The sequence below is a fragment of the Streptomyces sp. PCS3-D2 genome (genome assembly GCF_000612545.2).
Taxonomy (GTDB): domain Bacteria; phylum Actinomycetota; class Actinomycetes; order Streptomycetales; family Streptomycetaceae; genus Streptomyces.
On record NZ_CP097800.1, the window covers coordinates 6,412,642 to 6,437,500 of the forward strand.

The window sequence follows — 24,859 nt, forward strand, 5'->3', positions numbered from 1 at the left end:
CCGTTTGGGATGTTGTCAGCAACAGGACCTAGTCTTTGTCCGTGACTCTCCCCGCCCCGGCGAAGACCCTTCCCTCCCCGGCGCCGGGCCCGGCCGCCGACGAGGGCCTGGCCCGGCGGCTGCGCGCGCTCGCCTGCACCGCCCCGCTCCACGACCTCGACGTACGCAAGGCCAATCTGGCGGGCGAGTACGGCATCTACGCCATGGCGGAGGTCGCGCTCGCCGCGATCGACCTGGTCACCCTCAACATGGACTTCGACACCGGCGCCGACCACGAGCAGATAGTGGCCAGGCTGCTGCCGCGCGTCGCGGCCCAGGCGCCGGCCCGCCCGACGGCCGAGCACGAGCGGGTGGCCCGCTGGGTGCTGGAGAACCTGATCAACGTCGGCAGTGTGGACCGGGGCTTCCGTGCGATCTACGGCACCTTCGGCCCCGACGGCGTCTACGTGCGCCGCGACTACGACTTCAAGCTGATCGAAGAGGTCCCCTACGGCGGCGCGGTCTACCTGCGCACCACCGACGAGGCCGTCAACGTCCTGGTCGGGGCCCTCGACACCGATGTCACCAGCGCCCAGATCGCCGCCGAGGTCAAGCTGGAGGTGCTGATCAGCCGCGGGCGGCTGGCGGATGCCCAACTGGCCGCCGAGCAGGCCCGCTACCGGACCGTGCAGTACGCCGAGACCCTGCGCCGGACCCTGGACGCGACCCGGCGCAACGTCCGGGCGGTGGACTGGCTCCAGGCCGTCCCGGACATGATCGCCGAGGCGCTGGAGCACGTCGCCGACCGCTACCGCCACGAGAACGCGATCCTCACGAACATCCGCAGGGCGCGCGACGAGGCCGAGGAGCCGGAGAACAAGCGCCGCGCGGCCGAGCTCGTCGACATCGTCAAGGACTGCATCCGCCGCCACACCCAGCTGCAGTCCCGGCTGCTGGACGCCGGCCCGCTGTTCCGCGCCGAGCAGGACCGCCAGGCCTTCGCCGCCCCGGCGGCGCGCACCGGCATCGACCTGTACGGGCAGCTCGTCGCCCCGCTCCTGCCGCTGCCCGTGGAGCAGGCGCGCCGGGTCACCGACGCCTTCTTCGCCGCCGGGGCGGGGCTGCGCACGCCCGTCTCGGTGCGGGTCGCCGACCTCGTCGAGATCCTGCTCACCCCGCCGGTGGAACGCGAACACCTCGGCGCGGAGATGCCGGAGCCGGACCTGATCGCCACCCCGGACGACAGCCGCTTCAGCGAGGAGCAGCTCGCCGCCGCGATGCGGCTCCTGGACCTGCCGCACGACGCCCCGCGCCGGCTGTCCGGACTCCTCGCGGAGGCCCGCCGCAGCGATAGCGAACTGCCCTACCTGGTGGCCCTGCTGGCCGTGCACGCCGCGAGCCCGGCCGTGGGCACCGCGTACCGCCAGGGCGAGGAGCGGCTGCTCTTCGCCGTGGACGACGGCACCCAGCTCGACGACCCCGAGTTCGGCGGCGCCGACCTCATCGTCGGCACCGCTCTCCTCGACGCCGCCGGCATGGCCGCCGACCGTGCGGAGGCGTCGTGAGCCGCCCTGTCCCGGCGCCGGCCGGACGGGTGGCGGCAGTCGCCGCGCCCGCACCGGAGCCGGTCCCGCCGGGGCCCACACCCGTCCCGCCGGACCTGGCGGCGCGGGCGCCGAGGCGCAGCGGCCCCGGGAAACCCGGCCCCGCCCGGCACCGATTCCTGCCCGGCCCCGGCCCCGGCCCCGGCTGCCGCCGGGCGGTGTCCGCGGCCCACGCTCCGGCGGGGCCGAACGCGCCGGAGCCGCCCGCCGCGCACAGCGGACCCGCCGACCGCCCCCGTACGCCCCGTACCACCCGCACCGCCGAGGAGACGCACCCGTGAGCGACCACCACGCCGAGCACCCCGCGTGGAGCGAGCCCGACACGTCGTCGGCTCCCGTCGCGCCCGCCGCCGGAGGGTCGGTGACCCCGGCGGACGCCGCCGACGCGGCCCGGCTCGTCGCCTTCGGGCTCCAGCCCAAGCTGGCCCCCGCCCGTGACGCCGAGTACGCCGAACTGCTCCGCCGCTACCGTGAGGAACCCGCCTTCGGCCGCCTCGCCGACGCCGTCGCGACCGGCCTCGGCCTCGTCGTGCTGGAGGTGTCCCCGCGCGCCGGAATGGCCGTGGCCGCCGACGAGGAATCCGTCTTCGCCGTCCGCATGGGCGACTACGCCCGCCGCACCGCGGCAGACTCCGCCGACCGGTTCCTGCACGGCCTCGCCCACCTCGCCGTCGCCGCCCTCGCCTTCCCGCGCCCCGAGGACCTCGCCGACGACGGATACATCGGCCGCGTCACCGTCAACGGCGTCGACGCCTTCGTCCGGCAGACCTGCCGCCGTCTGGAGGAGCGCGCCGAGGAGCTCGGTGAGAACACCGACCCGGCCTCCGACGCCCCGGGGCTGGAGGCCGCCTGGCGCGTCTACGCCCGCCGCAGCGCGACCGGTGCCACCAAGGACGCCCGCCGCCTCGCCGGGTCCACCACGGGCATCGTCGGCAAGGCCGCCGCCTTCCTCACCGACTCCGGCTTCCTCCAGCGCACCGGGGACGAGGCCGGCGGCACCTACCGCACCACCCCCCGCTACCAGCTCCAGGTCCGCGACATGGCGGGCAGCTCGGCCATGGCCGAGCTCCTGGAACTCGGCGTGGTCCCCGTCAGCGACGGCTCCGCCACCCTCCTGCCGGCGCCCGAGGGCGACGACCTGGAGCTGGCCGCCGACGCCGGGCTGCCCTTCCACGCCTGAGTCCCGACTCCCCCAGACCCTCCCTCACCCAGACACCACGAGAGTCCGCCGCCATGTACGAGCTGTCCCGGATCCGCCTCTACTCCATCGGGCCCGCCGGCGCACGCTACGCCGACACCGTGCTCGACCTGCGCGGAGTCGGCGAGCCGGTGCCCCACCCGGCGCCGACCCAGGCGGAGTTCTTCGAGGAGGAGCCCACCGGGCCGCCGCGCCGCCCCGCGCCCGCCGGAGTGCTCTTCCTGGAGAACGGCGGCGGCAAGTCCGTCCTCCTCAAGCTGATCTTCTCGGTGATGCTCCCGGGCCACCGCAACACCCTGGGCGGCGCCAGTTCCGGCGTGCTGCGCAAGTTCCTGCTCGCCGACGACTGCGGCCACGTGGCCCTGGAGTGGCAGCACACCCAGACCGGTGAATGCGTGGTCGTCGGCAAGGTCAGTGAATGGCGCGGCCGCCAGGTCTCGGGCGACCCCCGCAAGTTCGCCGAGGCCTGGTACTCCTTCCGCCCCGGCCCCGGCCTGAGCCTGGACAGCCTGCCCGTCGCCGAGTCCACCGCCGTGCGCCCGCCCGCCGAGGGGGCCTCCGGCGCGCAGGGGCGCCGCCGCACCATGAAGGGCTTCCGAGACGCCCTCACCGAGGCGGGCAAGGCCTACCCGCACCTGGAGGTCTGCTTCGAGGAGATCCACGACCGTTGGAACGAGCACCTCACCGAACTCGGCCTCGACCCCGAACTCTTCCGCTACCAGCGCGAGATGAACGCCGACGAAGGTGAGGCGGCCGGCCTCTTCGCGGTCAAGAAGGACTCCGACTTCACCGACCTGCTGCTGCGCGCCGTCACCGACACGCGCGACACGGACGGCCTCGCCGATCTCGTCCACGGCTTCGGCAACAAGCTCGGCCGGCGGGCCGAGCTCATGGCCGAACGCGACTTCACCGCCGGCTCGGTGGACCTGCTCACCAAGATCGTCGAAGCCGGCGCCACCCGCTCCCGACTGCGCGATGTCCACGCCGGCGCCGAGCGCCGCACGCGCACCCTCGCCCGCCGGCTGTCCGCCCGCGCCGCCGAGGAGCGCGGCCGGGCCGCCGACCTCGCCCAGCGCGTCACCGCCGCAGCCCACGACGTCACCGCAGCCGAGTCGGCCCGCGCCCGCAGCGCGGCCGTCTCCGCCGAACTCGCCTACCGGCACGCCTCCCTGGCCCTGACCGTCGCCGACAAGGCCGCCGCCGCGCAGCGCCGCGAACTCCTCGAAGCCCGCACCCTGTACTCCGCCTGGCAGGCCGCCGAGACCGTGCTGCGCCACCGCGCCGCCGCCGACCGCTCCGCCCGTGTCGCCGCCGCGATCCGGGAGGCGGAGCGGGACGCGGCCCCGGCCCTGGCCGCACGTGCCACGGCCGCGGGTGAGCTCGTACGGGCCCTGCACAGCGCCGCGGAGGAGGGCGAGCGGCTCGCCAACGAAGAGGAGGAGCGTTCCGCCGCCCTCCAGGCCACCGGTGAGGCCTCCCACCGCGACGCCACCGCCGCCGCCACGGCCGCCCAGCGGGCCCGGAGCGAGGCCGAGCACCTCCGGGCCAGGCTCAGCGAGGTGCAGCAGGAGACCGCCGAAGCCGTCCGGGCCGGCTGGCTCGACGACTCCGCCCCCGACGCCGACCCGGCCCGCGCCGCCCTGGCCGCCGCCGACGCCGAGAAGGCCGCCGTGGCCGCCTGGGACGAGTCGCGCGAGGCCGCCCGGGCCGCTGCCGAAGCCGCCCGTGAGGCCGCGGCCGCGGAATCTCGGGCCGAGCTGACCGCCGCCCGGGCCGCGGACGCCGCCGAGGCAGCCGAGGCCGCCCACGACGCAGAGCACCGCGCCGCCGCCTCCCTCGCCGCATCGCCCCGCCTCGCGGAGCTCCTCGGACTGCCCTCGGACGTGGGCGCCCCGGACGTTCCGTTCCCCTCTCCCCGCACCGGCGACGACCCCTCGGGCCGGTCCGCCGCGGGCCCCGGCGAAGCCCGGCGCACCGGCCGCGCGGCGCCGGTCACCGCCGCGGACCTGCTCACCGCCGAGGACCTCGACCGGGGCGCCGACGCCCTGCGCGAACTCCTGGCCGACAGCGTCGCCTCCGCCGAGCGCCAGCTGTTCGAGCTGCGCACCGCGGCCGCCGACGACGCCCGCATCCTCGGGGCGCTCGGCGACGGGGGGCTGCTGCCGCCCGGCCCGGACGTCCTCGCCACCGTCGAGTACCTCGGCGAGCACGGCATCCCCGCACTTCCCGGCTGGCGCTACCTCGCCCAGGCCGTGGACCCCGCCGACCACGCGGCCGTCCTCGCGGCCCGTCCGGAGCTCGTCGACGGTGTCGTCATCACCGACCCCGACACCCATGGCCGGGCCCGCGAGGTCCTCTCCGGCGCCGCCCTGCTGCCCCGTTCCACCGTGGCCGTCGGCACGGCCGCGGCCCTGCTCGCCCCCGTGCCCCAGGCCGGCCCGGACGACGCCGTCTCCGGCATCTTCATCGTCACGCCGAACCCGGCCATGCACGACGAGAACGCCGCCGACGAGGAGCGCCAAGCCCTGCGCACCCGAGCCGGTGCCCGCGACACCGAGATCCGCGACCTCGCCGCCCGCCTCGCCGGTGACCGCGAGCTGTCCGCCCGGCTCGCCTCCTGGCGCGCCGGCTGCCCGGCCGGCCGCCTCACCGAGCTCGCCGAACAGGCCGCCGCCGCCCGTATGTTCGCCGAGGAGACCGACAGCGAGCTCGCGGAGGCCCGTACGGTGCGCGCCGAGGCCGACGAGGCCGCCGCCGACGCGGCCCGTGTCCGGGAGGAGCGCCAGGACACCGCCCAGCGCGCCCGCCGCGCCGCAGACGCCCTCGCGGGCCTCGCCTTCCGCCTGCGCGAGCGCGCGGGCTGGCAGGCCCGCGTGCGCGAACTCGCCGACGAGGCCGCCGAGTCCGAGGCCCGTGCCGAGGCCTGCCTGGACCGGGCCCGCGCCGCCGACGAGGACCGCCGCGCGGCGCAGCGCGCCGCCGACGACGCCCGCCGCACGGCCCGGGCCCTGCGCGCCGAGCGCGCCGAGATCGCCGGCGCCCCCGACCGGCTGCCGGAGGCCGACGACGGCCCGCGCGCCCCGCTGCCCGACCTGCGCGAGGCCTACCGCGCCGCGTCCCGGCTCTACGAGAAGGTCGGCGTCGGCGCCGACCTGCGCGCCGAACAGGCCCGCGCCGAGAGCGACGAGAGCGCCGCCCTCGCCGAACTCGACCGCCTCACCAACAAGGTCCGCACCCGTGCCGCCCAGCTCCTGGAGGGCACCGACGGCGCCGACGGCCCGTCCCGCCAGGCCGCGGCCGCCCGCGCCGAGTCGCTCGTACAGATGCTGGAGACCCGGGCGTCGGCCGCCAGCGAGCAGCTCGGCCGGCTGCGCGGCGAGGCCGAACGGCACGCTCCCGCCGAAGGCGAGGCGCACACCGACCTGCCCGAGGAACTGGTCCCCGGGGACGTCGACCAGGCGCAGGCCCTGCTGCGCACGGCCACCGCCCAGCTCGCCGCCCACTCCGCGGCCGTCGAGGGAGCCCGCGCCGCCCACGCCGACCTGCTGCGCGCCCACCGCACCGCCGAGGACGGCGCCGGTGGCTTCGACGAGACCGCGGCCCTGCTGCGGGACCTGCTGCGCGACCACACCCACCAGGACGACGAGCAGGAACCGGTGGCCCACCCCGGCACACTGGAGGAGGCCCGCCAGTCGGCCACCGAGGCCCGCCGCTCCCTACGGGGCTGCGCTGCCGACCTGTCGGCGGCCGAGTCCGCGGTGCGCGAGGCGAGCGACATCCTGGTCCGGCACGCCAACGCCACCCGCTACGAGCAGGTACGCACCCCCGCGCGCCAGCAGATCCGCGAACTGCCCGCCTCCGCCCTGCCCGAGCACGCGGCGGCCTGGGCGGCGGCCTTCGCCCCCCGGCTGCGCGTCCTCACCGACGAGCTGGCGCAGCTGGAGCGCAACCGTGAAAGCATCGTCGACCGGCTGCGCGGCCTGGTCGAATCCGCCTTGGCCACCCTCCGGTCCGCGCAGCGGCTCTCCCAGCTCCCCGAAGGCCTCGGGGAATGGTCCGGACAGGAGTTCCTGCGGATCCGCTTCGAGGAGCCCGACCAGGCCACCCTCACGGAGCGGCTCGGCGAGGTCATCGACGAGGCGACCCGCACGGCCGTGAAGAAGAACAGCAGTGCCTCCTTCGGCGAGGGCCGCCGCGACGGCATGTCCCTGCTGCTGAGGGGTGTGCAGGCGGCCCTCGAACCCAAGGGCATCTGTGTGGAGATCCTCAAGCCGGACGCGGTGCTGCGCGCCGAGCGGGTGCCGGTGGGGCAGATGGGCGACGTGTTCTCCGGCGGGCAGTTGCTGACCGCCGCGATCGCCCTGTACTGCACGATGGCGGCGCTGCGCAGCAACGACCGGGGCCGCGACAAGCACCGGCACGCGGGCACGCTGTTCCTCGACAACCCGATCGGGCGTGCCAACGCCACCTACCTGCTGGAGCTCCAGCGGGCCGTGTCCGACGCGCTCGGCGTGCAGCTGCTCTACACCACCGGACTGTTCGACACGACAGCCCTGGCCGAGTTCCCGCTGGTGATCCGCCTGCGCAATGACGCGGACCTGCGGGCGGGCCTGAAGTACATCAGTGTCGAGGAGCACCTGCGCCCGGGCCTGCCGCAGCAGTCCCCGGAGGGGGAGACCATCCACGGCGAGATCACGGCCACCCGCATGTTCCGCCGCGGCGCCGCGCAGACCGCCTGACGCGGTACCCGGTCGATACGGCCCCGGTCGATGCGGTGCCCGCCGCGTCGGCCGGGGGCCGTGCGCGCCCGTGGGGCCCTTCCGGGGCGGCGCCGGAGCCCGGGGGGCCGGGGTCGGGCCTCCCCGTCCGCTCAGTTCCGGCCGAAGCCCGCCAGAGGCCCGTCCTCACGGGCCGTACGGGCCGGGCCGGCCAGCTTGCGCGCCGCCCGAGCGGCCCTGGCCGCCCGGCGGGCCTCGCGACGGCGCAGCCGCGCCGTGCTGCTCGGCTGGGACACCACCCCGTACCGCTGGTTCCACGTCTGCCGGGTGATCCACACGTCGAGCACGGCCCAGGTGGCCAGGACGGTCGCGGCGACCGCCCCGAGGACCATCGGGAAGGCCAGCCAGGAGCCGGACAGGCTCAGGAAGAACGTGATCGTCGCCTGGGTCAGGGTCACCGCCACGACCAGCACCGCCCGCACCGCCGAGTCCCGTACCGGGTCCGGCATCCGCCACCGGCGTGCCGGTTCCTCCACCCACAGGCCGCGCCGCGCCGTTCCGGTGCCGCCGCCCTCGTTGCTGCTCATGGTCCGCACACTCCCCACCGCGGTCCGCCCCGCCTACCCCACACGTCTACCCCGACGCGCCCCACCTACAGACAGACGTACGACGGCACCGGGAGATTCCCGAATGCCTCCCGAACGCCGGATGCTCCTCAGGTGGCAAAGGTCGCGGAACAAATAATTCCAGCCATCCATCAGGGTGCGGGAACTGACACCCCACCAAGTGCCATCTGCCACATATCGGGCTGCACTTGACCGGAAGTATCGGACAACTGGTGATCTACGCATGGGGGTCAGGCCGAAAACGTCCGGACACGCCTTCGAACCTCCTCCCCAGCAGTAGTAGGCTCACGCCGTTTAAATGACGGAACACCGACCCCCGGCAACGGGGTTGACCTGGGGGAGGCTGGGGAGGCCATGCGCTTTCGCGGGAAATCCATCCGCCGGAAGATCGTGGCGTTGCTCCTTGTGCCGCTCGTCTCCCTCACCGCCCTCTGGGGCTTCGCCACGGTCATCACGGGCCGTCAGGCGATCCAGCTCTTCGACGTGGCCTACGTCATCGACAAGGTCGGCTACCCGATCGAGGACATCGCCCGCATCATCCAGAAGGAGCGGCGTCAGACCCTTGTCGTCCTCGGGGACCCCCGGGCCGCCACCGCCACCGCCGAACTCGCCAAGCGCCGCACCGAGACCGACGCGGCCGTCGAGAAGATCGGCGTCAGCGCCCGCGACCCCAAGGTCGTCGACGAGCTCAGTCCGCAGAGCGCCCAGCGCCTGCGCTCGATCGTCACCGCCTTCCACGGCATCGGCTCCATCCGCCGCTCCGTCGACCAGAACGCCCTCGATCCCGGCCAGGCCCTGGACCTCTACAACCGGCTGGTCGACCCCTGCTACGACTTCCTCATGAACCTCCACGGCCTGGACAACGTCGAGGTCGACAAGGAGGGCCGCGCCCTCGTCGGCATCAGCCGCGCCCGCGAGCTGCTCTCCCGAGAGGACGCGGTCGTCGCCTCCGCCCTCGCCGCGCGCAACATCACCGTGGGCGACGTCCGCCGCGTCTCCGACTTCGCCGCCAACCGCAGGCTGCTCTACGAGTTCAACCTCGTGACCCTCCCGGCCGGCGACCGGGAGATCTTCGAGCAGTACTGGAAGGACCCCCAGACCCAGCCGCTGCGCGAAGCCGAGGAGCGCTTCATCACCGGCGGCGCCGTGAACAAGCCGCGCAACCTTTCCGCCGCCCAGTGGGACGAGGCCTCCTCCAAGGTCCTCGACGACCTCGCGGCCATGAACACCGAAGCGGGCAACCGCTACCAGCAGCGCATCGAGCCCGTGGCCACCGACGTCATGATCCAGGCGGCCGCCGCCGGCCTCCTCGGCTTCCTCGCCCTGACCGTGTCCCTCGTCCTCTCCGTGCGCATCGGTCGCGACCTGGTCCGCGACCTGTCCCGGCTGCGCAAGGAGGCCCACGAGGCCTCCGGCGTCCGCCTGCCCAGCGTCATGCGCCGCCTCGCGGCCGGCGAACACGTGGACGTCGAGACCGAGGCACCCCACCTCGAATACGAGAAGGACGAGGTCGGCCAGGTGGGCCAGGCCCTCAACACCCTCCAGCGGGCCGCCGTCGAGGCCGCCGTCAAGCAGGCCGACCTGCGGCGCGGCGTCTCCGAGGTGTTCGTCAACCTCGCCCGGCGCAACCAGGTGCTGCTGCACCGCCAGCTGACCCTCCTCGACACGATGGAGCGCCGCACCGAGGACACCGAGGAGCTCGCCGACCTGTTCCGCCTCGACCACATGACCACCCGCATGCGCCGCCACGCCGAGGGCCTGGTGATCCTCTCCGGAGCCGCCCCCTCCCGGCAGTGGCGCAAGCCCGTCCAGCTCATGGACGTCGTACGGGCGGCCGTCGCCGAGGTCGAGGACTACGAGCGAATAGAGGTGCGTCGCCTCACCCGTCTCGGCATCGTCGGCCCGGCCGTCGCCGACGTCACCCACCTCGTCGCCGAACTCCTGGAGAACGCCACGGTGTTCTCCCCGCCGCACACCGCCGTCCAGGTGCACGGCGAGCGCGTGGCCAACGGCTTCACCCTGGAGATCCACGACCGGGGCCTCGGTATGACCCCGGAGGCACTGCTCGACGCGAACCTCCGGCTCGCCGAGACCCCCGAGTTCGAACTCTCCGACACCGACCGGCTCGGCCTGTTCGTGGTCAGCCGCCTCGCGCAGCGCCACAGCGTCAAGGTGGTCCTCCAGCCCAGCCCGTACGGGGGCACCACCGCGGTGGTCTTCCTTCCGTCGGCCCTGCTGACCGACGCCCCCGAGACCAGTGGCAGCGGTGTGCGCCTCGACGGCCCGCGGCCCGGCAAGGCCGGCAGCAGGGCCGCGAAGGCCGGCCAGATCGGCAGGACGCACTCCGACCGGCCGCTGACCTCCTCCGGCATGGAGCGCGGGCCCGCCGGTCGCCCGCTGTCCACCGGCGAACTGCGCGGCCCGGTCGAGCTGGAAGCCCCCCTCGTCGGCCCCGGCCTGGACGCCCTCGACGACCCGGCCGCGCTGGACGACGACCCGGCAGCCGTCAACGGCCGCCCCGGCAGCAGCCGCCCGGCCATGACCACCCTCGACGACGAGACCCCGCCGAACGGCACCCCGCGCAGCGCCCTGCTCGGCCTGCGCCCGGCGGACCGCCCGCACGCCGACCGGCACACCGAGCGCAACGGCGCCCGGAGCGGCGACCGCAAGCGCGAGCCGCTCGCCCCCACCGGACCGGTCCGGCTGGACACCCAGCGTCTGGAGGTGTCCCGCCCCGACGGAGCCCGCGTGCAGGGAGCCGTACCGCTGCCGCGCCGCCGTCCCGCTCCGACCCTGGTCGCCGAGCACGGCCGCCGGGTGGAGCCCCGCCCGGTCTCGGTGGTCCCGCAGCAGGCCTCCACGGCAGCGTCGGGGGACACGGAACCCGGCGCCGGACCGGACACCGGCGGACTGCCCCGCCGGATCCGCCAGGCCAGCCTGGCACCACAGCTCAGGAACGCCGCGTCGTCCGCGCCCGCAGAAGCCGCCCCCGACCAGGTGGCAGACCGCGACGCGGAGGACGTACGCACGCGCATGTCCGCACTCCAGCGTGGCTGGACGGCGGGCCGCAACCGGCACGCACAGCAGCAGTCCGAGACCGGGGCGGGCACATCCCCCGCCGACGGTCCCGCGAACGAGAACGAAGGGGACGGTCGATGACCGCACCGCAGACCGGCAACGACAGCAGGGGCCGCGGCTCCGGCCCGCTCAACTGGCTCCTCGACGAGCTCGTCGACCGGGTCGGATCCATCCGCAAGGCCGTGGTCCTCTCCGGCGACGGCCTGCCCACGGGCAGTTCCAAGGACCTGACCCGTGAGGACAGCGAGCACCTGGCGGCGGTCGCGTCCGGGTTCCACAGCCTGGCCAAGGGCGTCGGCCGGCACTTCGACTCCGGCCAGGTCCGCCAGACCGTGGTCGAGCTCGACGAGGCCTTCCTCTTCGTCATGGCCGCGGGTGACGGCAGCTGCCTGGCCGTGCTGGCCGACGCCGACTCCGACGTCGGGCAGGTCGCGTACGAGATGACGCTGATGGTCAAGCGGGTGGGCGACCACCTGGCGACCGCCCCACGTACCGGGCTGCCAGCCGGAGGGTGAGTCGGACGGCATGAGTGACCCAGGCCAGGACCATCTCGCCGACGCACCCGCCGGCATGCCCTTCGACCCGTCCGCCCCGGACCACGGGCACTGGTTCGACGACGACGCGGGTCCCGTCGTACGCCCCTACGCCATGACCCGCGGGCGGACCAGCCACGCTGGCCAGCACCGCCTCGACCTGATCGCCCTGGTCGTCGCCGAACCGGCGGCCGACGATCCGGTCTGGGACATGACCCTCTCCCCGGAACACGCCCACATCCTCGGGCTGTGCCGGGAACGACCCCAGTCGGTCGCCGAACTCGCGGCCGACCTCGACCTCGCGGTCGGGGTCGTCCGCGTCCTGATCGGCGACCTCGTCGATCAGGAACTGGTCCACGTGACCAGGCCGGTACCCCCGGCAGAACTGCCCGATGAATCCATTCTGCGTGAGGTGATCGATGGCCTTCGGGCGCTTTAGCCGCACCGGTGCCATGCACGCGGTGTCGCCGGTCGAGCCGCTGACCTTGAAGATCCTGGTCGCCGGAGGCTTCGGGGTGGGCAAGACCACCCTGGTCAGCTCGGTCAGCGAGATCAGACCGCTCAGGACCGAGGAACGGCTCTCGGAGCCCGGCACCGGTGTCGACGACACCGGGGGAGTGGAGGGCAAGAGCACCACGACCGTGGCCATGGACTTCGGGCGCATCACGCTCCGGGAGGACCTGGTCCTGTACCTGTTCGGCACACCCGGACAGGACCGCTTCTGGTTCCTGTGGGACGAGTTGGCCCAGGGTTCCCTCGGGGCCGTCGTCCTCGCGGACACCCGCCGGCTCGCCGACTGCTTCGCGGCCATCGACTACTTCGAGCGGCGCGCGATCCCGTTCGTGGTCGCGGTCAACTGCTTCGACGGAGCCGACCGCCACCCCGTGGTGACCGTCCGCACGGCACTCGACCTCGACCCCGGGGTACCGGTGCTGCTGTGCGACGCACGGGACCGCGAGTCCGTCAAGGACGTGCTGGTGGGGGTCGTGGAACACGCGATGTCCCTGGCCCGTGAGCGGCGCCGGAGCCTGTCCGCGGGGGCCTGACCGCAGCCTCCGTCCCGGCGGCCCGCCCGGTGCGTCCGGGGTGCGTCGGCATGGGCGCGGCCCGTACCCCCGCCGACTGGGGTACGGGCCGCAGCTCTCACGGGGGGTTCGCGGTCCCGGTTGCGACGCGAGACCGTGGAGCGAGTGTGAACCTGCCGTCGGGGCCCGTCAAGCGTTCGGACGACACCGACTGCCGACACCGGCTGCCGGCGCCGACTGCCGACACCCACTGCCGGCGCCGACCGCTCAGCGCACGGCGACGACGGCCGACCCGTGCCCGAACAGCCCCTGGTTGGCGGTGAGTCCCGCCCGCGCCCCCGGGACCTGCCGCTGCCCGGCCGTACCGCGCAACTGCCAGGTCAGCTCGCAGACCTGTGCGATGGCCTGGGCCGGCACGGCCTCCCCGAAGGAGGCCAGTCCGCCGCTGGTGTTGACGGGGATCCGCCCGCCCAGCGCCGTCGCCCCGTCCCGCACCAGCTTCGCCCCCTCGCCCTCGGCGCACAGCCCGATGTCCTCGTACCACTCCAACTCCAGTGCGGTGGACAGGTCGTACACCTCGGCGAGCGAGAGGTCCTGCGGCCCGAGCCCCGCCTCCTCGTAGGCGGCGCGCGCGATCGTGGACCGGAAGGATCCGGCCACCGGCTCCGCGGCCGTCGTCGAGTCGGTGGCGATGTCCGGAAGGTCCAGTACCGTCCGCGGATAGGTGGGCGTCACCGTCGACACGGCCCGGATCCGCACCGGATCGGCCATCCCGCGCGAGCGCGCGAAGTCCATGCTGGTGAGCACCAGTGCCGCGCCCCCATCGGAGGTGGCGCAAATGTCCAGCAACCGCAGCGGATCGGCGACCACCGCCGAGGCGGCGACCTCCTCGGTACTGACGGCCTTGCGGTAGCGGGCGTACGGATTGAGCCGCCCGGCCGCCGCGTTCTTCACCTTGACCTGCGCGAAGTCCTCCAGGGTGTCCCCGTGGACCGCCATCCGGCGGCGGGCGTACAGTGCGAAGTACGCCGGGTTGGTCGCGCCCAGCACACGGAAGCGCAGCCAGTCCGGGTCGTCGGGCCGGTCCCCGCCGGCCGGTGCGAAGAACCCCTTGGGTGCCGCGTCGGCGCCGATCACCAGTACCACGTCGGCCAGGCCCGCCAGGATCTGCGCGCGGGCCGCCCCGATCGCCTGGGCACCGGAGGCGCAGGCCGCGTACACGCTGGTCACCCGGGCGCCCTGCCAGCCGAGGGCCTGGGCGAAGGTGGCTCCGGCCACGTAGCCGGGATAGCCGGAGCGAACGGTGTCGGCGCCGACGATCGACCCCACGTCCGTCCAGTCCAGCCCGGCGTCCGCGAGCGCCGCCCGCGCGGCGACCCTCCCGTACTCGACGAAGCCGCGACCCCACTTGCCCCACGGGTGCATGCCGGCCCCCAGGACAGCGACATCGGCGCTCACGCGGCCCCTCCCACCGGCTTGAACTGCCAGGTCACCCACGCGGTGTCGGCGTCCTCGCCCAGTACGCCGCCCACCACCTCGACCTCCGCGCCCACCGCCAGGTCGGCGATCCCGGTCCCGGGCGCGGCCTGTCCCAGCACAACCATCCCCTCGGCCTCCAGCTCCACCGCGATCAGGGTGTACGGCTCCCAGGGCTCGGCCGGGTCGGACACGTACGGCGCGGGCGGCCGGTAGCGCCCGTCGGTGTAGGACCAGACGCGGCCCCGGGGCGAGAGCGGCACCTCGGCGAGTTTCCCACCGCCGGGGCACCGCGGGTTGCGGCAGTGGACGTCCTCGCGGGGGAAGAACACCGCCGTACAGGCCGAGCACCGGGTGCCGAGCAGCCGGAAGCCGCCCCCGTCCGGTGCGTTCTCGGTGAACCACCCGCTCACGACGGGTTTCCGTGTGCGTGCCAAGACCCCTCCCAAACCCATTCGCTGACGCATCGTCAGGAATGAGGAGTCTGCCACGGCCGACGGCCCGGGTCACCGGTTCTCGGTGAGGCGCTTCCCGGCGATCGCACCGGGCCCGCGTCACGGTCGGCCGGAATCGTCCGGTGGGCGTGCCGGTGTGCCGGCGGGGCGGACCCCGCCCACCGCGACGGGGAAGTCGAAGTACGTGTCGGGATACGTCTCCGGTTTGTACGTGAAATGCCACCACTCCTCGGGGAGGTTCACGAACCCCTGCTCGCCCAGCACCCGCTTCAGCAGCTGTCGGTTCGCGCGGACGGCGCCCGTCACCCGTGGATCGTCCGTGTGCGACAGCGGATCGAAGAAGTCGAAGGCGGTCCCCATGTCGACCTCCCGGTGCGGCAGTTCCACCAGGGTCACGTCGACCGTGCTGCCACGGCTGTGTCCGGACCTCTGCGCGATGTACCCGTCGGGGATCAGCCGGTCGCGTTCCACCCGCGGGTGGAACTCCGCCCTGCGCGCCGGATCCTCCGGGCCGTCCTCCCCGCGCGCCCACCGCACGAACCGGTCGACCGCCCGTTGCGGCCGGTAACAGTCGTACACGCGCAGCGAGTAGCCCCGCCGCAACAGCGTCCGCTGCGCCCGCCGCAGCGCTTCCGCGGCCGGCCGGGCCAGCAGGCACTCGGGCTCCTCGTACCCGTCGACCACCGCGCCGGTGAAGTTCCGCCCACCCGCGTACCGCATGTCCTGCTCGATGCTCGGATCCACCTCCCGCAGCGCGGCGAACCCGGGCGGCGCCGAAGGCCCGCCCGCCAGCACTCCGACCAGTCCCACAACAGCCGCCGTCCGCATACCCCTCGGCATACCATCACGGCATGTCGGAACACCTGAGGGACTCGCACTGCTCCACCTGCGGAACGCCGTACGGCACGACCGGCTGGCCCCGCACCTGCCCGTCGTGCGGTGCCAGGTCCTACCGCAACCCCCTCCCCGTGGCCGTCACCCTGCTCCCCGTTGAGGACGCGGACGGCACCGGCCTCGTGGTCATCACCAGGACGATCGAACCTGCCCTCGGCGGCATCGCCCTGCCCGGCGGCTTCATCGACTTCGGCGAGGACTGGCGTGACGCCGTCGTCCGCGAGCTGCGCGAGGAGACCGGGATCACCGCCCCCGCCTCGGACGTCACCCTGGCCGACGCCCTGAGCTCCCCGGCCGGCCACCTCCTCCTCTTCGGGCTCCTCCCGCCCCGCCCCGCCGACACGCTGCCCCCCTCGAAGCCGACGGACGAGACCACGGGCTGGCACGTCCTGCGCGCCCCGGCGGCGCTGGCCTTCCCCCTGCACACCCGGGCGGCGGCCTCCTGGTTCGCGGGCCGCTACGCCTGAGCCGTCGGCCCCGTCGGCCCCGTCGGCCCCGTCGGCCCCGTCGGCCCCGTCGGCCCCGTCGGCCGCCGGTGCGGAGTCCGTTCCCCGAGCCGCAGCCGCCCGCACCGTCCGGCCGCGGCCCTTCGAGCCGCCCGGCCGCCCGGCCGCCCGGCTACAGTCCCCGCACCACGACGTCGTCCACCTCCGTCCCGGCCTGGTCCTCCACCACCACCGCGTCCCCGGCCCACCGCACGGTGTACCGCTCGACCTCGCCGAGCCCGAAGCCCGGCCCCGGGTCCCGGACCACCACCCCGCCGCCCGTACGGCCCCGAGCCGGGGCCCAGACCTCCAGTTCCACCCCGTCGTGCGATGGCGACCCCGACCGCACCGGCAGCAGCGCACCCGCCCGTGCCAGCACCGGGATCCTGCCCTGCGGGGCGTCCAGCAGGATCTGCCCCGGCCCCTCGTAGGCGACCCCGGTCGCCGTGTCGTACCACCGGCCCCGCGGCAGCCGTACCGCCCGCCGGTCCGCCCCGCACTCCAGCACCGGCGCAATCAGCAGCGCGTCACCCAGCAGGAACGAGTCCTCGCAGTCCCGCAGCCGCCGGTCCTCCGGCGCCCCCCACCACACCGGCCGCACATACGGTGCGCCCGTCCGCCGCGCCATGTGCGCCAGACTCACGAAGTACGGCCGCAGCCGCTCCCGTTCCGCCATCACCGCCCGCGCCTGCTCCTCCACCTCCGCACCGAACTCCCACGGCTCCCGCCGCCCCGCCCAGATCGCCGAATGTGTGCGGAACAACGGCAGGTACGCGCCCAGTTGCAGCCACCGCACGTACAGCTCCGGCGACGGCGAACCGCCGAACCCGCCCACGTCCGGCCCCGAATACGGCACCCCGCACAGGCCCATGCCCAGCACCAGCGCCAGTGAGGCGCGCAATCCGTCCCAACTGGTCTCCACGTCGCCCGACCAGGTGCCCCCGTACCGCTGCATGCCCGCCCAGCCCGACCGGGAGAATAGGAACGGCCGCTCCGCGGGCCGCAGCCGCACGAGGCCCTCCCAGCCGGCCCGCGCCATGCCCAGCGCGTACACGTTGTGGCCCGCGCGGTGGTCGCCGCCCGCCCCGTCCATCGCGTGGCGCGCCGATCGCGGCAGCGTGGCGTCCCCGAACGCAGTGAAGGACACCGGCTCGTTCATGTCGTGCCAGAAGCCGGAGAAGCCCTGGGCGAGGCGTTCCTCGTACAGTCCGCCCCACCACTCCCGCACCTCCGGATCCGTGAAGTCCGGATAGGCGCACTCGCCCGGCCAGACCTCACCGCGCACTTCCCGGCCGCGCCCGTCCCGTACGAAGGCGCCTCCCGACCCCACCGTCAGCCCGGCCGCGTGCAGCGCGTCACCCGCCTTGACGGCCGGGTCCACGATCGAGACCAGCCGCACCCCCTGCTCCCGCAGCTCCCGGGCCAGTCCCGGCAGATCCGGGAAGCGGTCCGCGTCCACTGTGAACACTCGGTGCCCGTCGTAGTGGTCGATGTCCAGGTGTACGGCCGAGAGCGCGAGCCCGCGCGAGGCGTAGCCGGCGACCACCCGCCGCACCTCCGCAGCGCTCCCGAAGCCCCACCGCGCGTGCTGGTACCCCAGCGCCCATGCCGGCGGCACCGCGGCCCCGCCCGTCAGGCCCGACCAGCCCTGGAGGACCCGCGCCGGTGTCCCCACCAGCACCCAGCACCGCAGCGGCCCGCCCTCCATGCGCAGCTCGCTCGACCCGGGGCGGTCCTGCCCCGACCCGATGCCCTCCTCGCCCTCGCGCAGCACCACCCGGCCGTCCCAGCAGTTGTCGTGGAAGACCAGGTGGGTGCCCGCGTCGGCCACGACCATCTGCACCGGCATCGTGAGGTACAGCGGATCGACGCCCGGCCCGAAGCCCCCCTTGGGGTCGGTGTTCCACAGCCGGTACGTCCCGTCCCGGAGCCGCGGACCCGCCGCCCGTCCACCCAGCCCGAAGAACCGCGCGTCCGCCGCCACCTCGCTGCGCACCGCCCACCGCCCCCCGCCCCCTCCCGAGCACGCCCCCTCCGCGGCCTCCCCGCCCGGAGGAACCGGCTCCCACCACCGCGGCGGCGACTCCCGCCGCAGCACCGTCCCGCCCGGCGTGCGCACCTCCAGCGCCCCGTGCCGGGACACCGCCACCGTCACCCGCTCCGACACCACCCGCCAGCCGCCCCCGGTGTCCGCTTCCAGCACGGCCCGCAGGTCCGGTTCGGGTCCGCTCCCGACCACCGCGTACGAGGGCGTCGCCCCGGCCCGGTCCCAGGCCCAGAACACCACCCCGCCCGCCATCACCCGCACCACCAGCTCCGAGCGCGCGAACCGCAGCACGCCCCCGCCCGGCCGGGGCTCCGTGCCGACCAGCAGCCCCGGCACCCTCGCCCGCTCCGCGCCCCGGCGCGGGAGCCCCTCGGCGTCCGCGCGCCGCCGCCGCCAGGCCGAGCGCCAGGCGCGCCGACCGCGCTCCGTACCGATGTCCTTCACCGCACGCACCAGATCACGACCGTCCATGCCGCTCACCCTGCCACCGGCCCCCGGCGGAAGGGACGGCGTTCAACTGCCGTTCACCCACCGGCGGCACCTCCCACCGCTCACCCGACCGGCCAGGTCCGCCCTGGTGCAGCCGTCGATCACATGGCATCGTCCCTGTGAGCCGCCGCGCGCACCCCCGCGCGACGGAACCGTACGCACACGAAGCGCGAGCCGCAGACTTGACCGGGAGCCGATCCATGACCTCAGCCACCCAGCCGGAACCCCTCTGGGCGCCGGGCCCCGACCGGATCGCCGCGGCCCGGATCACCGCCTTCCAGGCCTGGGCCGCGACACGCTTCGGAGCCCCGGCGGACGGCGGCTACCCGGCCCTGCACCGCTGGTCCGTCGACGAGCTCGACACCTTCTGGCAGGCCGTCGCCGAGTGGTTCGACGTCCGCTTCACCACTCCGTACGAGGCCGTCCTCGCCGATCGGTCCATGCCCGGGGCCCAGTGGTTCACCGGAGCCACCCTCAACTACGCCGAGCACGCGCTGCGCGCCGCGGAGGATCCGGCCCGCGCCGACGTGCCCGCCCTGCTGTACGTGGACGAGACCCACGAGCCCGTGCCCGTCACCTGGGCCGAACTCCGCAGGCAGGTCGGCGCCCTCGCCGCCGAACTGCGCGCCCTCGGCGTACGCCCCGGCGACCGGGTCAGCGGCTACCTCCCCAACATCCCCGAGGCGGCCGTGGCCCTCCTCGCCACCGCCGCGGTCGGCGGAGTGTGGACCTCCTGCGCCCCCGACTTCGGCGCCCGCAGCGTGCTCGACCGCTTCCAGCAGGTCGAACCCGTCGTGCTGTTCACCGTGGACGGGTACCGCTACGGCGGCAAGGAGCACGACCGCCGCGAGGCCGTCGCCGAGCTCCGGGCCGAGCTCCCCACGCTGCGCGCCGTCGTACACATCCCGCTCCTCGGCACCCCCGCCCCGGAAGGCGCCCTGGACTGGTCCGCCCTCACCGCCGCGGACACCGAGCCCGTCTTCGAGCCGGTCCCCTTCGACCACCCCCTCTGGGTGCTGTACTCCTCCGGCACGACCGGCCTGCCCAAGGCGATCGTGCAGTCCCAGGGCGGCATCCTCCTCGAACACCTCAAGCAGCTCGGCCTGCACTGCGACCTCGGCCCGGAGGACCGGTTCTTCTGGTACACCTCCACCGGCTGGATGATGTGGAACTTCCTCGTCTCCGGACTCCTCACCGGTACGACGGTCGTCCTCTACGACGGCAGCCCCGGCTATCCGGACACCGGCGCCCAGTGGCGCATCGCCGAACGCACCCGGGCCACCCTCTACGGCACGTCCGCCGCCTATGTGATGGCCTGCCGCAAGGCCGGGGTCCACCCCTCCCGCGACTTCGACCTCTCCGCGGTGAAGTGCGTGGCGACCACGGGCTCCCCGCTCCCGCCGGACGGCTTCCGCTGGCTCCACGACGAGGTGGCCGACGATCTCTGGATCGCCTCGGTCAGCGGCGGCACCGACGTCTGCAGCTGCTTCGCGGGGGCCGTCCCCACCCTCCCCGTGCACATCGGGGAGCTCCAGGCGCCCTGCCTCGGAACGGACCTCCAGTCCTGGGACCCGTCGGGCAAGCCCGTCATCGGCGAAGTGGGCGAACTCGTCGTCACCAACCCCATGCCGTCGATGCCGATCCACTTCTGGAACGACCCCGACGGCAGCCGCTACCGCGACAGCTACTTCGAGATGTTCCCGGGCGTCTGGCGTCACGGGGACTGGATCACGATCACCGACCACGGTTCGGTGGTCATCCACGGCCGCTCCGACTCCACGCTCAACCGCCAGGGCGTCCGGATGGGCTCCGCCGACATCTACGAGGCCGTCGAACGGCTCCCCGAGATCAAGGAGTCCCTGGTCATCGGCCTGGAAGAGCCCAATGGCGGGTACTGGATGCCGCTCTTCGTCCACCTCACCCCCGGCGCAGCCCTGGACGACGGCCTGCGCGCCAGGATCAAGGCGACGATCCGCGAGGAACTCTCCCCCCGCCACGTCCCCGACGAGATCATCGAGGTGCCGGGCATCCCGCACACCCTCACCGGCAAGCGCATCGAGGTCCCGGTCAAGCGGCTCCTCCAGGGCACACCGCTCGCCAAGGCGGTCAACCCCGGCTCCGTCGACAACATCGGCCTCCTCGGGTTCTACGAGGAACTGGCCCGCACCCGCACCCGCGGCTGAGGTCACTGTCAGTGGCGTTGATTACGCTGAGTGAGCAAGGGATCGCACTCAGGGGGAGACAGCCATGCCACACAGGAACGACACCGGCACCGGTACCGCTGCGGACACCGGTGCCGGTACCAGAGGCCACCGCAGCCGCAGCCGCAGCACCGCGCGGCGCCGCGCACTGCGCCGCGAGGTCCCCAGCACCGTCGGCCTCCTGACCGACTCCCAGGACTTCGCGGCCATGTGCGGCTACCGCAGCTTCGGCTTCGACCACCCGGCCGACTACACCGACTACCTCCACCACGTCGACGGCCTGCTCCGGTCCCTCTCGGCCCGGGGCATCCACACCACCGTGGTGCTGTTCGACCCCGGCGAGTACGCCGAGTACTGCGGGGAGAACGGCCTGGACCCGGACACCTCCGAGACCCGCACCCGCTTCACCGCGGAATTGACCGGCAGCGGGACCGCCCTGCCCTACACGGGCCAGCCCCTCGACGAGCTCGTGCCCCTCCTCGTCGACGCAGCCGTCCGCCGCGCCACCTGGGAGTACGCCACCGCGGTCCTCGCGCGGGCGGGCCGCTGCGCGGACTGCGGGGACGACATCGGCCACGCGTCCTTCGACCGCGCCGCCGACACGCTGGAACGCCTCGTGGCCGGTGCCGGACCGGGCCACCACCACTTCGTGTGCAGCATCCCGACCGAGGAGGAGCAGCTCGTCGCCGTGCTGCACGCCGACTGCGGCGGCGAGCCCGACACCCCGCCGTACATCGACGACCGCGAGAGCCTCGCCTTCGTGACCGTCCTGGCCGCGGGGCTCGCCCTCGGCGGACCCGGGGGACTGGTGATGCGCAGTACCACCGAGGGCCGTGGGGACCGGGTCCACGGCTGGCGCCTCGACCGCGGCCGCCTCACGGCACTCTCGGCGGCCTCGGTCTTCGACGCCTACTGCACCGACGCCGGCACCGGAGACCTCGTTTCCCCGGAACCAGGCGTCGAGTACTGCCCCGGGTACGAGGTCGACGCCCCCGGCCCGCACCACTGAAACGCCGAGGGGCCCCGCCACCGGCGGGGCCCCTCGGTCCACACGACGCGGCTCCGGCCTACTCGCCGGAGAGCACCGCCTGGGCGGCCGCGCGGGCCTCCTCGGCACTGTCCGCCGCACGGGCCGCGGCCGCTGCGCGCTCACACTGGGCCAGCGTGTGCTTGGCCAGCGTCGCCCTGACGTAGGGGATCGAGGCGGCACCCATCGACAGGGAGGTGACACCCAGACCGGTCAGCACACAGGCCAGCAACGGGTCGGAGGCGGCCTCGCCACAGACACCGCAGCTCTTGCCCTCCGCCTTGGCGGCCTCGGCCGACATGGCGATCAGGTCGAGCAGCGCCGGCTGCCAGGGGTCCTGGAGCCGGGAGACGGCGCCGACCTGCCGGTCGGCGGCGAAGGCGTACTGCGCCAGGTCGTTCGTCCCGAGCGACAGGAACTCGACCTCCTGGAGGATCGAGCGCGCGCGCAGCGCGGCAGAGGGGATCTCCACCATCGCGCCGAACTTCGCCTGGAGACCGGCCTCACGGCAGGCGTCGGCGAAAGCCTTCGCATCCGCGCGGTCGGCCACCATGGGGGCCATGACCTCAAGGTGCACCGGCAGGCCCTCTGCCGCCTTCGCCAGCGCGGTGAGCTGCGTGCGCAGCACCTCCGGGTGGTCCAGCAGCGAGCGCAGCCCGCGCACACCCAGAGCCGGATTCGGTTCGTCGGCCGGCGTCAGGAAGTCCAGCGGCTTGTCGGCGCCCGCATCGAGTACGCGGACGACGACCCGGCCATCGGGGAAGGCTTCGAGCACCTTGCGGTAGGACTCGATCTGCTTCTCCTCGGACGGAGCCTTCTTGCTGTCGTCCAGGAACAGGAACTCCGTCCGGAACAGGCCCACCCCCTCGGCTCCGGCCTCTACGGCAGCCGGCACGTCCGCAGGCCCGCCGACGTTGGCCAGCAGCGGCACCCGGTGACCGTCGGAGGTGGCGCCGGGACCGGAGGAGGCGGCCAGCGCCGCCCTGCGCTCGGCTGCCGAGGCCTCCAGCTCGGCCCGCTTCTCCGCGGACGGCGCGACGAACAGGTCGCCCGTGCTGCCGTCCACCGCGATCACGGTGCCTTCGGCGATCTCGCCGGCCCCCGGCAGCGCCACGATCGCCGGCACGCCCAGTGCCCGGGCCAGGATCGCGCTGTGGCTGGTCGGCCCGCCCTCCTCGGTCACGAAGCCGAGGACGAGGGTCGGGTCGAGCAGGGCCGTGTCCGCCGGGGCCAGGTCACGCGCGATCAGCACGTAGGGCTCGTCGCTGTCGGGCACACCGGGCATCGGCACGCCGAGCAGCCGCGCCACGATCCGGTTGCGCACGTCGTCCAGGTCGGCCACCCGGCCGGCCATGTACTCCCCGGCTCCCGCGAGCAGGTCGCGGTAGGCGGCGAAGGCGTCGTACACACCGCGCTCGGCGGTGCTGCCGACGGCGATCCGCCGGTTGACGTCCGCCATCAGCTCGGGGTCCTCGGCGATCATCGCCTGGGCCTCCAGCACGTGCTGGGCCTCGCCACCGGCCAGCTGGCCACGCGCGATCAGGTCGGCCGCGACGGCACTCACGGCCTGGCGGGCGCGCCCCTGTTCGCGCGCCGCCTCGTCAGCGGTGATCTGCCTGGCCGGCGGCTCGAGAACCGCCGTGCCCATGTGCCGCACCTCGCCGATCGCCACCCCGTGGCTCACGCCGACGCCTCGCAGCGTTGTCTCCATTTCACCCGTCTCCGATTGGGCGGCGGCCCTGGCCGCCGCGGTGGATGTCCGTCGCGCCCCTTGCGGGCGGAAGGGTCACTGCCAGCTGAAGAGCGCGTCGTCAGCCTTGACGTCGCCGGACTCGACGAGATCGGACAGGGACTCGGCCGTCGCCTCCAACGCCACGACGGGACAGATCGGGGACTTGCCGAGCGCCTCGACGGCAGCGGGGTTCCAACGGATGACCGCCTGGCCGCGGGTCACGGTGTCGCCCTTGCTGACGAGCAGCTCGAAGCCCTCGCCGTTGAGCTGGACCGTGTCGATGCCGAGGTGCGTGAGTACACCGTGGCCCTCGCCGTCCACCACCACATACGCGTGCGGGTGCAGGGAAACGACCACGCCGTCGACGGGAGCCACCGCCTCCGAGGGCTCGCGCACGGGGTCGATGGCGGTGCCCGGTCCCACCATCGCGCCGGAGAACACCGGATCCGGCACTGCCGCGAGTCCGATGGCGCGACCGGCAAGAGGGGACGTCACGCTGGTCATGAGGGGCCTCCCAGGGGTGGGGCTTTCGGTGTCGCCGTCACTGACTGTCGCGAACGGCGTACTCTTCTGAAGGATAAGTCACCAGTTGTACGGGTTCGTCCGGTGTAGGTCCCGATCCGGACTGACGCTTCCGCACGGAGACTAGTGGACTAGACCGGTGGACTAGACCATACGCCTGAATCGATTTGCTTGGGCACCCCCCGGCCTGTACTGTCGTGACTCCCGCCAGGACGCCCCGCGTGAACTTCTCGCGAACGGCAGCTGACGGGCATCCCTCTCTTCAGCTTCGGTCCACCTCTCTCATCCTCCTTCGCCTGCCCTTTCGGTCATGCGGAGAATGGTTAGAGAGAAGGGAATTCGCTGATATAGTCGGAACCGCCGGAAAGGGAAACGCGAAAGCGGAAACCTGGAAAGCGCCGAGGAAATCGGACACGAAAGAGTCTGATAGAGTCGGAAACGCAAGACAGCAGAACGAAAGCCCGGAGGAAAGCCACAGCGAGTGTCGCTGGGGTGAGTACAAAGGAAGCGTCCGTTCCTTGAGAACTCAACAGCGTGCCAAAAATCAACGCCAGAAGTTGATACCCCGTCCACTTCGGTGGATGAGGTTCCTTTGAAAAGTCCTGTTCGGCCTTCGGGTGCGGGCAGGTAATTAAACACAGCGAGGACGTTGTGGTCAGTCGGTCTTATTCCGACCGTGACTGGCCCGCTCTTTCGTGTGTGTGCACCCGATTACGGGTAAACATTCATGGAGAGTTTGATCCTGGCTCAGGACGAACGCTGGCGGCGTG

Annotated in this window: 17 protein-coding genes and 1 rRNA gene (1 of these 18 cut by a window edge); 11 read left to right on the forward strand and 7 right to left on the reverse strand. The window is 73.7% G+C overall.

Annotation, left to right across the window (positions count from 1 at the left end):
* The first annotated feature begins 41 nt into the window (after window positions 1–41).
* From AW27_RS28775 to AW27_RS28785, 3 genes are all read left to right on the forward strand, one after another.
* The gene (locus AW27_RS28775; protein WP_037926584.1) at window positions 42–1,544 is read left to right on the forward strand and encodes a membrane protein; all 1,503 of its coding nucleotides are present in this window, start codon (window positions 42–44) and stop codon (window positions 1,542–1,544) included.
* Between the two features lie 316 nt (window positions 1,545–1,860).
* The gene (locus AW27_RS28780) at window positions 1,861–2,763 is read left to right on the forward strand and encodes a hypothetical protein (protein ID WP_037926349.1); all 903 of its coding nucleotides are present in this window, start codon (window positions 1,861–1,863) and stop codon (window positions 2,761–2,763) included.
* 53 nt (window positions 2,764–2,816) lie between these two features.
* Window positions 2,817–7,520, forward strand: a complete 4,704-nt coding sequence (locus AW27_RS28785) for a hypothetical protein (protein WP_037926353.1) — start codon at window positions 2,817–2,819, stop codon at window positions 7,518–7,520.
* A 131-nt stretch (window positions 7,521–7,651) separates the two neighbouring features.
* Here AW27_RS28785 and AW27_RS28790 read toward each other — a convergent pair whose 3' ends face one another.
* On the reverse strand, window positions 7,652–8,086 hold the full coding sequence (locus AW27_RS28790) for a hypothetical protein (protein ID WP_052031174.1): 435 nt from the start codon (window positions 8,084–8,086) through the stop codon (window positions 7,652–7,654).
* A gap of 393 nt (window positions 8,087–8,479) precedes the next feature.
* On the opposite strand from AW27_RS28790, the gene AW27_RS28795 reads away from it, so the two are divergent.
* Genes AW27_RS28795 through AW27_RS28810 form a run of 4 tightly spaced genes read left to right on the forward strand, consistent with a single transcriptional unit; the run spans window position 8,480 to window position 12,782 of the window.
* A complete protein-coding gene (locus AW27_RS28795) occupies window positions 8,480–11,284 on the forward strand; it encodes a sensor histidine kinase (protein ID WP_037926355.1) in 2,805 nt (934 codons plus the stop codon).
* A complete protein-coding gene (locus AW27_RS28800; protein WP_037926359.1) occupies window positions 11,281–11,718 on the forward strand; it encodes a roadblock/LC7 domain-containing protein in 438 nt (145 codons plus the stop codon). The genes AW27_RS28795 and AW27_RS28800 overlap by 4 nt, the downstream gene beginning before the upstream one ends.
* 55 nt (window positions 11,719–11,773) lie before the next feature.
* Window positions 11,774–12,175: a DUF742 domain-containing protein gene (locus tag AW27_RS28805; RefSeq protein ID WP_037926590.1), complete on the forward strand. Its 402-nt coding sequence runs from the start codon at window positions 11,774–11,776 to the stop codon at window positions 12,173–12,175.
* A complete protein-coding gene (locus AW27_RS28810; protein WP_037926361.1) occupies window positions 12,156–12,782 on the forward strand; it encodes a GTP-binding protein in 627 nt (208 codons plus the stop codon). Before AW27_RS28805 ends, AW27_RS28810 begins: the two co-directional genes overlap by 20 nt.
* Window positions 12,783–13,028: 246 nt before the next feature.
* Here the strand turns inward: AW27_RS28810 and AW27_RS28815 are convergent, their stop codons facing one another.
* The 3 genes from AW27_RS28815 to AW27_RS28825 form a co-directional block, all read right to left on the reverse strand.
* Window positions 13,029–14,219: a lipid-transfer protein gene (locus AW27_RS28815; protein ID WP_037926364.1), complete on the reverse strand. Its 1,191-nt coding sequence runs from the start codon at window positions 14,217–14,219 to the stop codon at window positions 13,029–13,031.
* Entirely contained in the window at window positions 14,216–14,692 is a 477-nt protein-coding gene (locus AW27_RS28820) for a Zn-ribbon domain-containing OB-fold protein (RefSeq protein WP_052031175.1), read from the reverse strand. The genes AW27_RS28815 and AW27_RS28820 overlap by 4 nt, the downstream gene beginning before the upstream one ends.
* Before the next feature lie 99 nt (window positions 14,693–14,791).
* The gene (locus AW27_RS28825; RefSeq protein WP_236647788.1) at window positions 14,792–15,520 is read right to left on the reverse strand and encodes a M15 family metallopeptidase; all 729 of its coding nucleotides are present in this window, start codon (window positions 15,518–15,520) and stop codon (window positions 14,792–14,794) included.
* Window positions 15,521–15,543: 23 nt separating this feature from the next.
* Here AW27_RS28825 and AW27_RS28830 point away from each other — a divergent pair, with 23 nt between their 5' ends.
* Entirely contained in the window at window positions 15,544–16,053 is a 510-nt protein-coding gene (locus AW27_RS28830) for an NUDIX domain-containing protein (RefSeq protein WP_037926370.1), read from the forward strand.
* 151 nt (window positions 16,054–16,204) lie between these two features.
* Here AW27_RS28830 and AW27_RS28835 read toward each other — a convergent pair whose 3' ends face one another.
* On the reverse strand, window positions 16,205–18,589 hold the full coding sequence (locus AW27_RS28835; RefSeq protein ID WP_037926373.1) for a glycoside hydrolase family 31 protein: 2,385 nt from the start codon (window positions 18,587–18,589) through the stop codon (window positions 16,205–16,207).
* 218 nt (window positions 18,590–18,807) lie between these two features.
* On the opposite strand from AW27_RS28835, the gene AW27_RS28840 reads away from it, so the two are divergent.
* Both AW27_RS28840 and AW27_RS28845 read left to right on the forward strand, forming a co-directional pair.
* A complete protein-coding gene (locus tag AW27_RS28840; RefSeq protein WP_037926376.1) occupies window positions 18,808–20,790 on the forward strand; it encodes an acetoacetate--CoA ligase in 1,983 nt (660 codons plus the stop codon).
* A 64-nt stretch (window positions 20,791–20,854) separates the two neighbouring features.
* A complete protein-coding gene (locus AW27_RS28845) occupies window positions 20,855–21,817 on the forward strand; it encodes a hypothetical protein (RefSeq protein ID WP_037926379.1) in 963 nt (320 codons plus the stop codon).
* Window positions 21,818–21,875: 58 nt separating this feature from the next.
* Here AW27_RS28845 and ptsP read toward each other — a convergent pair whose 3' ends face one another.
* On the reverse strand, window positions 21,876–23,546 hold the full coding sequence (gene ptsP, locus AW27_RS28850) for a phosphoenolpyruvate--protein phosphotransferase (protein WP_037926381.1): 1,671 nt from the start codon (window positions 23,544–23,546) through the stop codon (window positions 21,876–21,878).
* A gap of 75 nt (window positions 23,547–23,621) precedes the next feature.
* A complete protein-coding gene (locus tag AW27_RS28855) occupies window positions 23,622–24,071 on the reverse strand; it encodes a PTS sugar transporter subunit IIA (protein ID WP_037926384.1) in 450 nt (149 codons plus the stop codon).
* A gap of 742 nt (window positions 24,072–24,813) precedes the next feature.
* Here AW27_RS28855 and AW27_RS28860 point away from each other — a divergent pair.
* A 16S ribosomal RNA gene (locus tag AW27_RS28860) occupies window positions 24,814–24,859 on the forward strand; it runs 1,478 nt beyond the window's last position.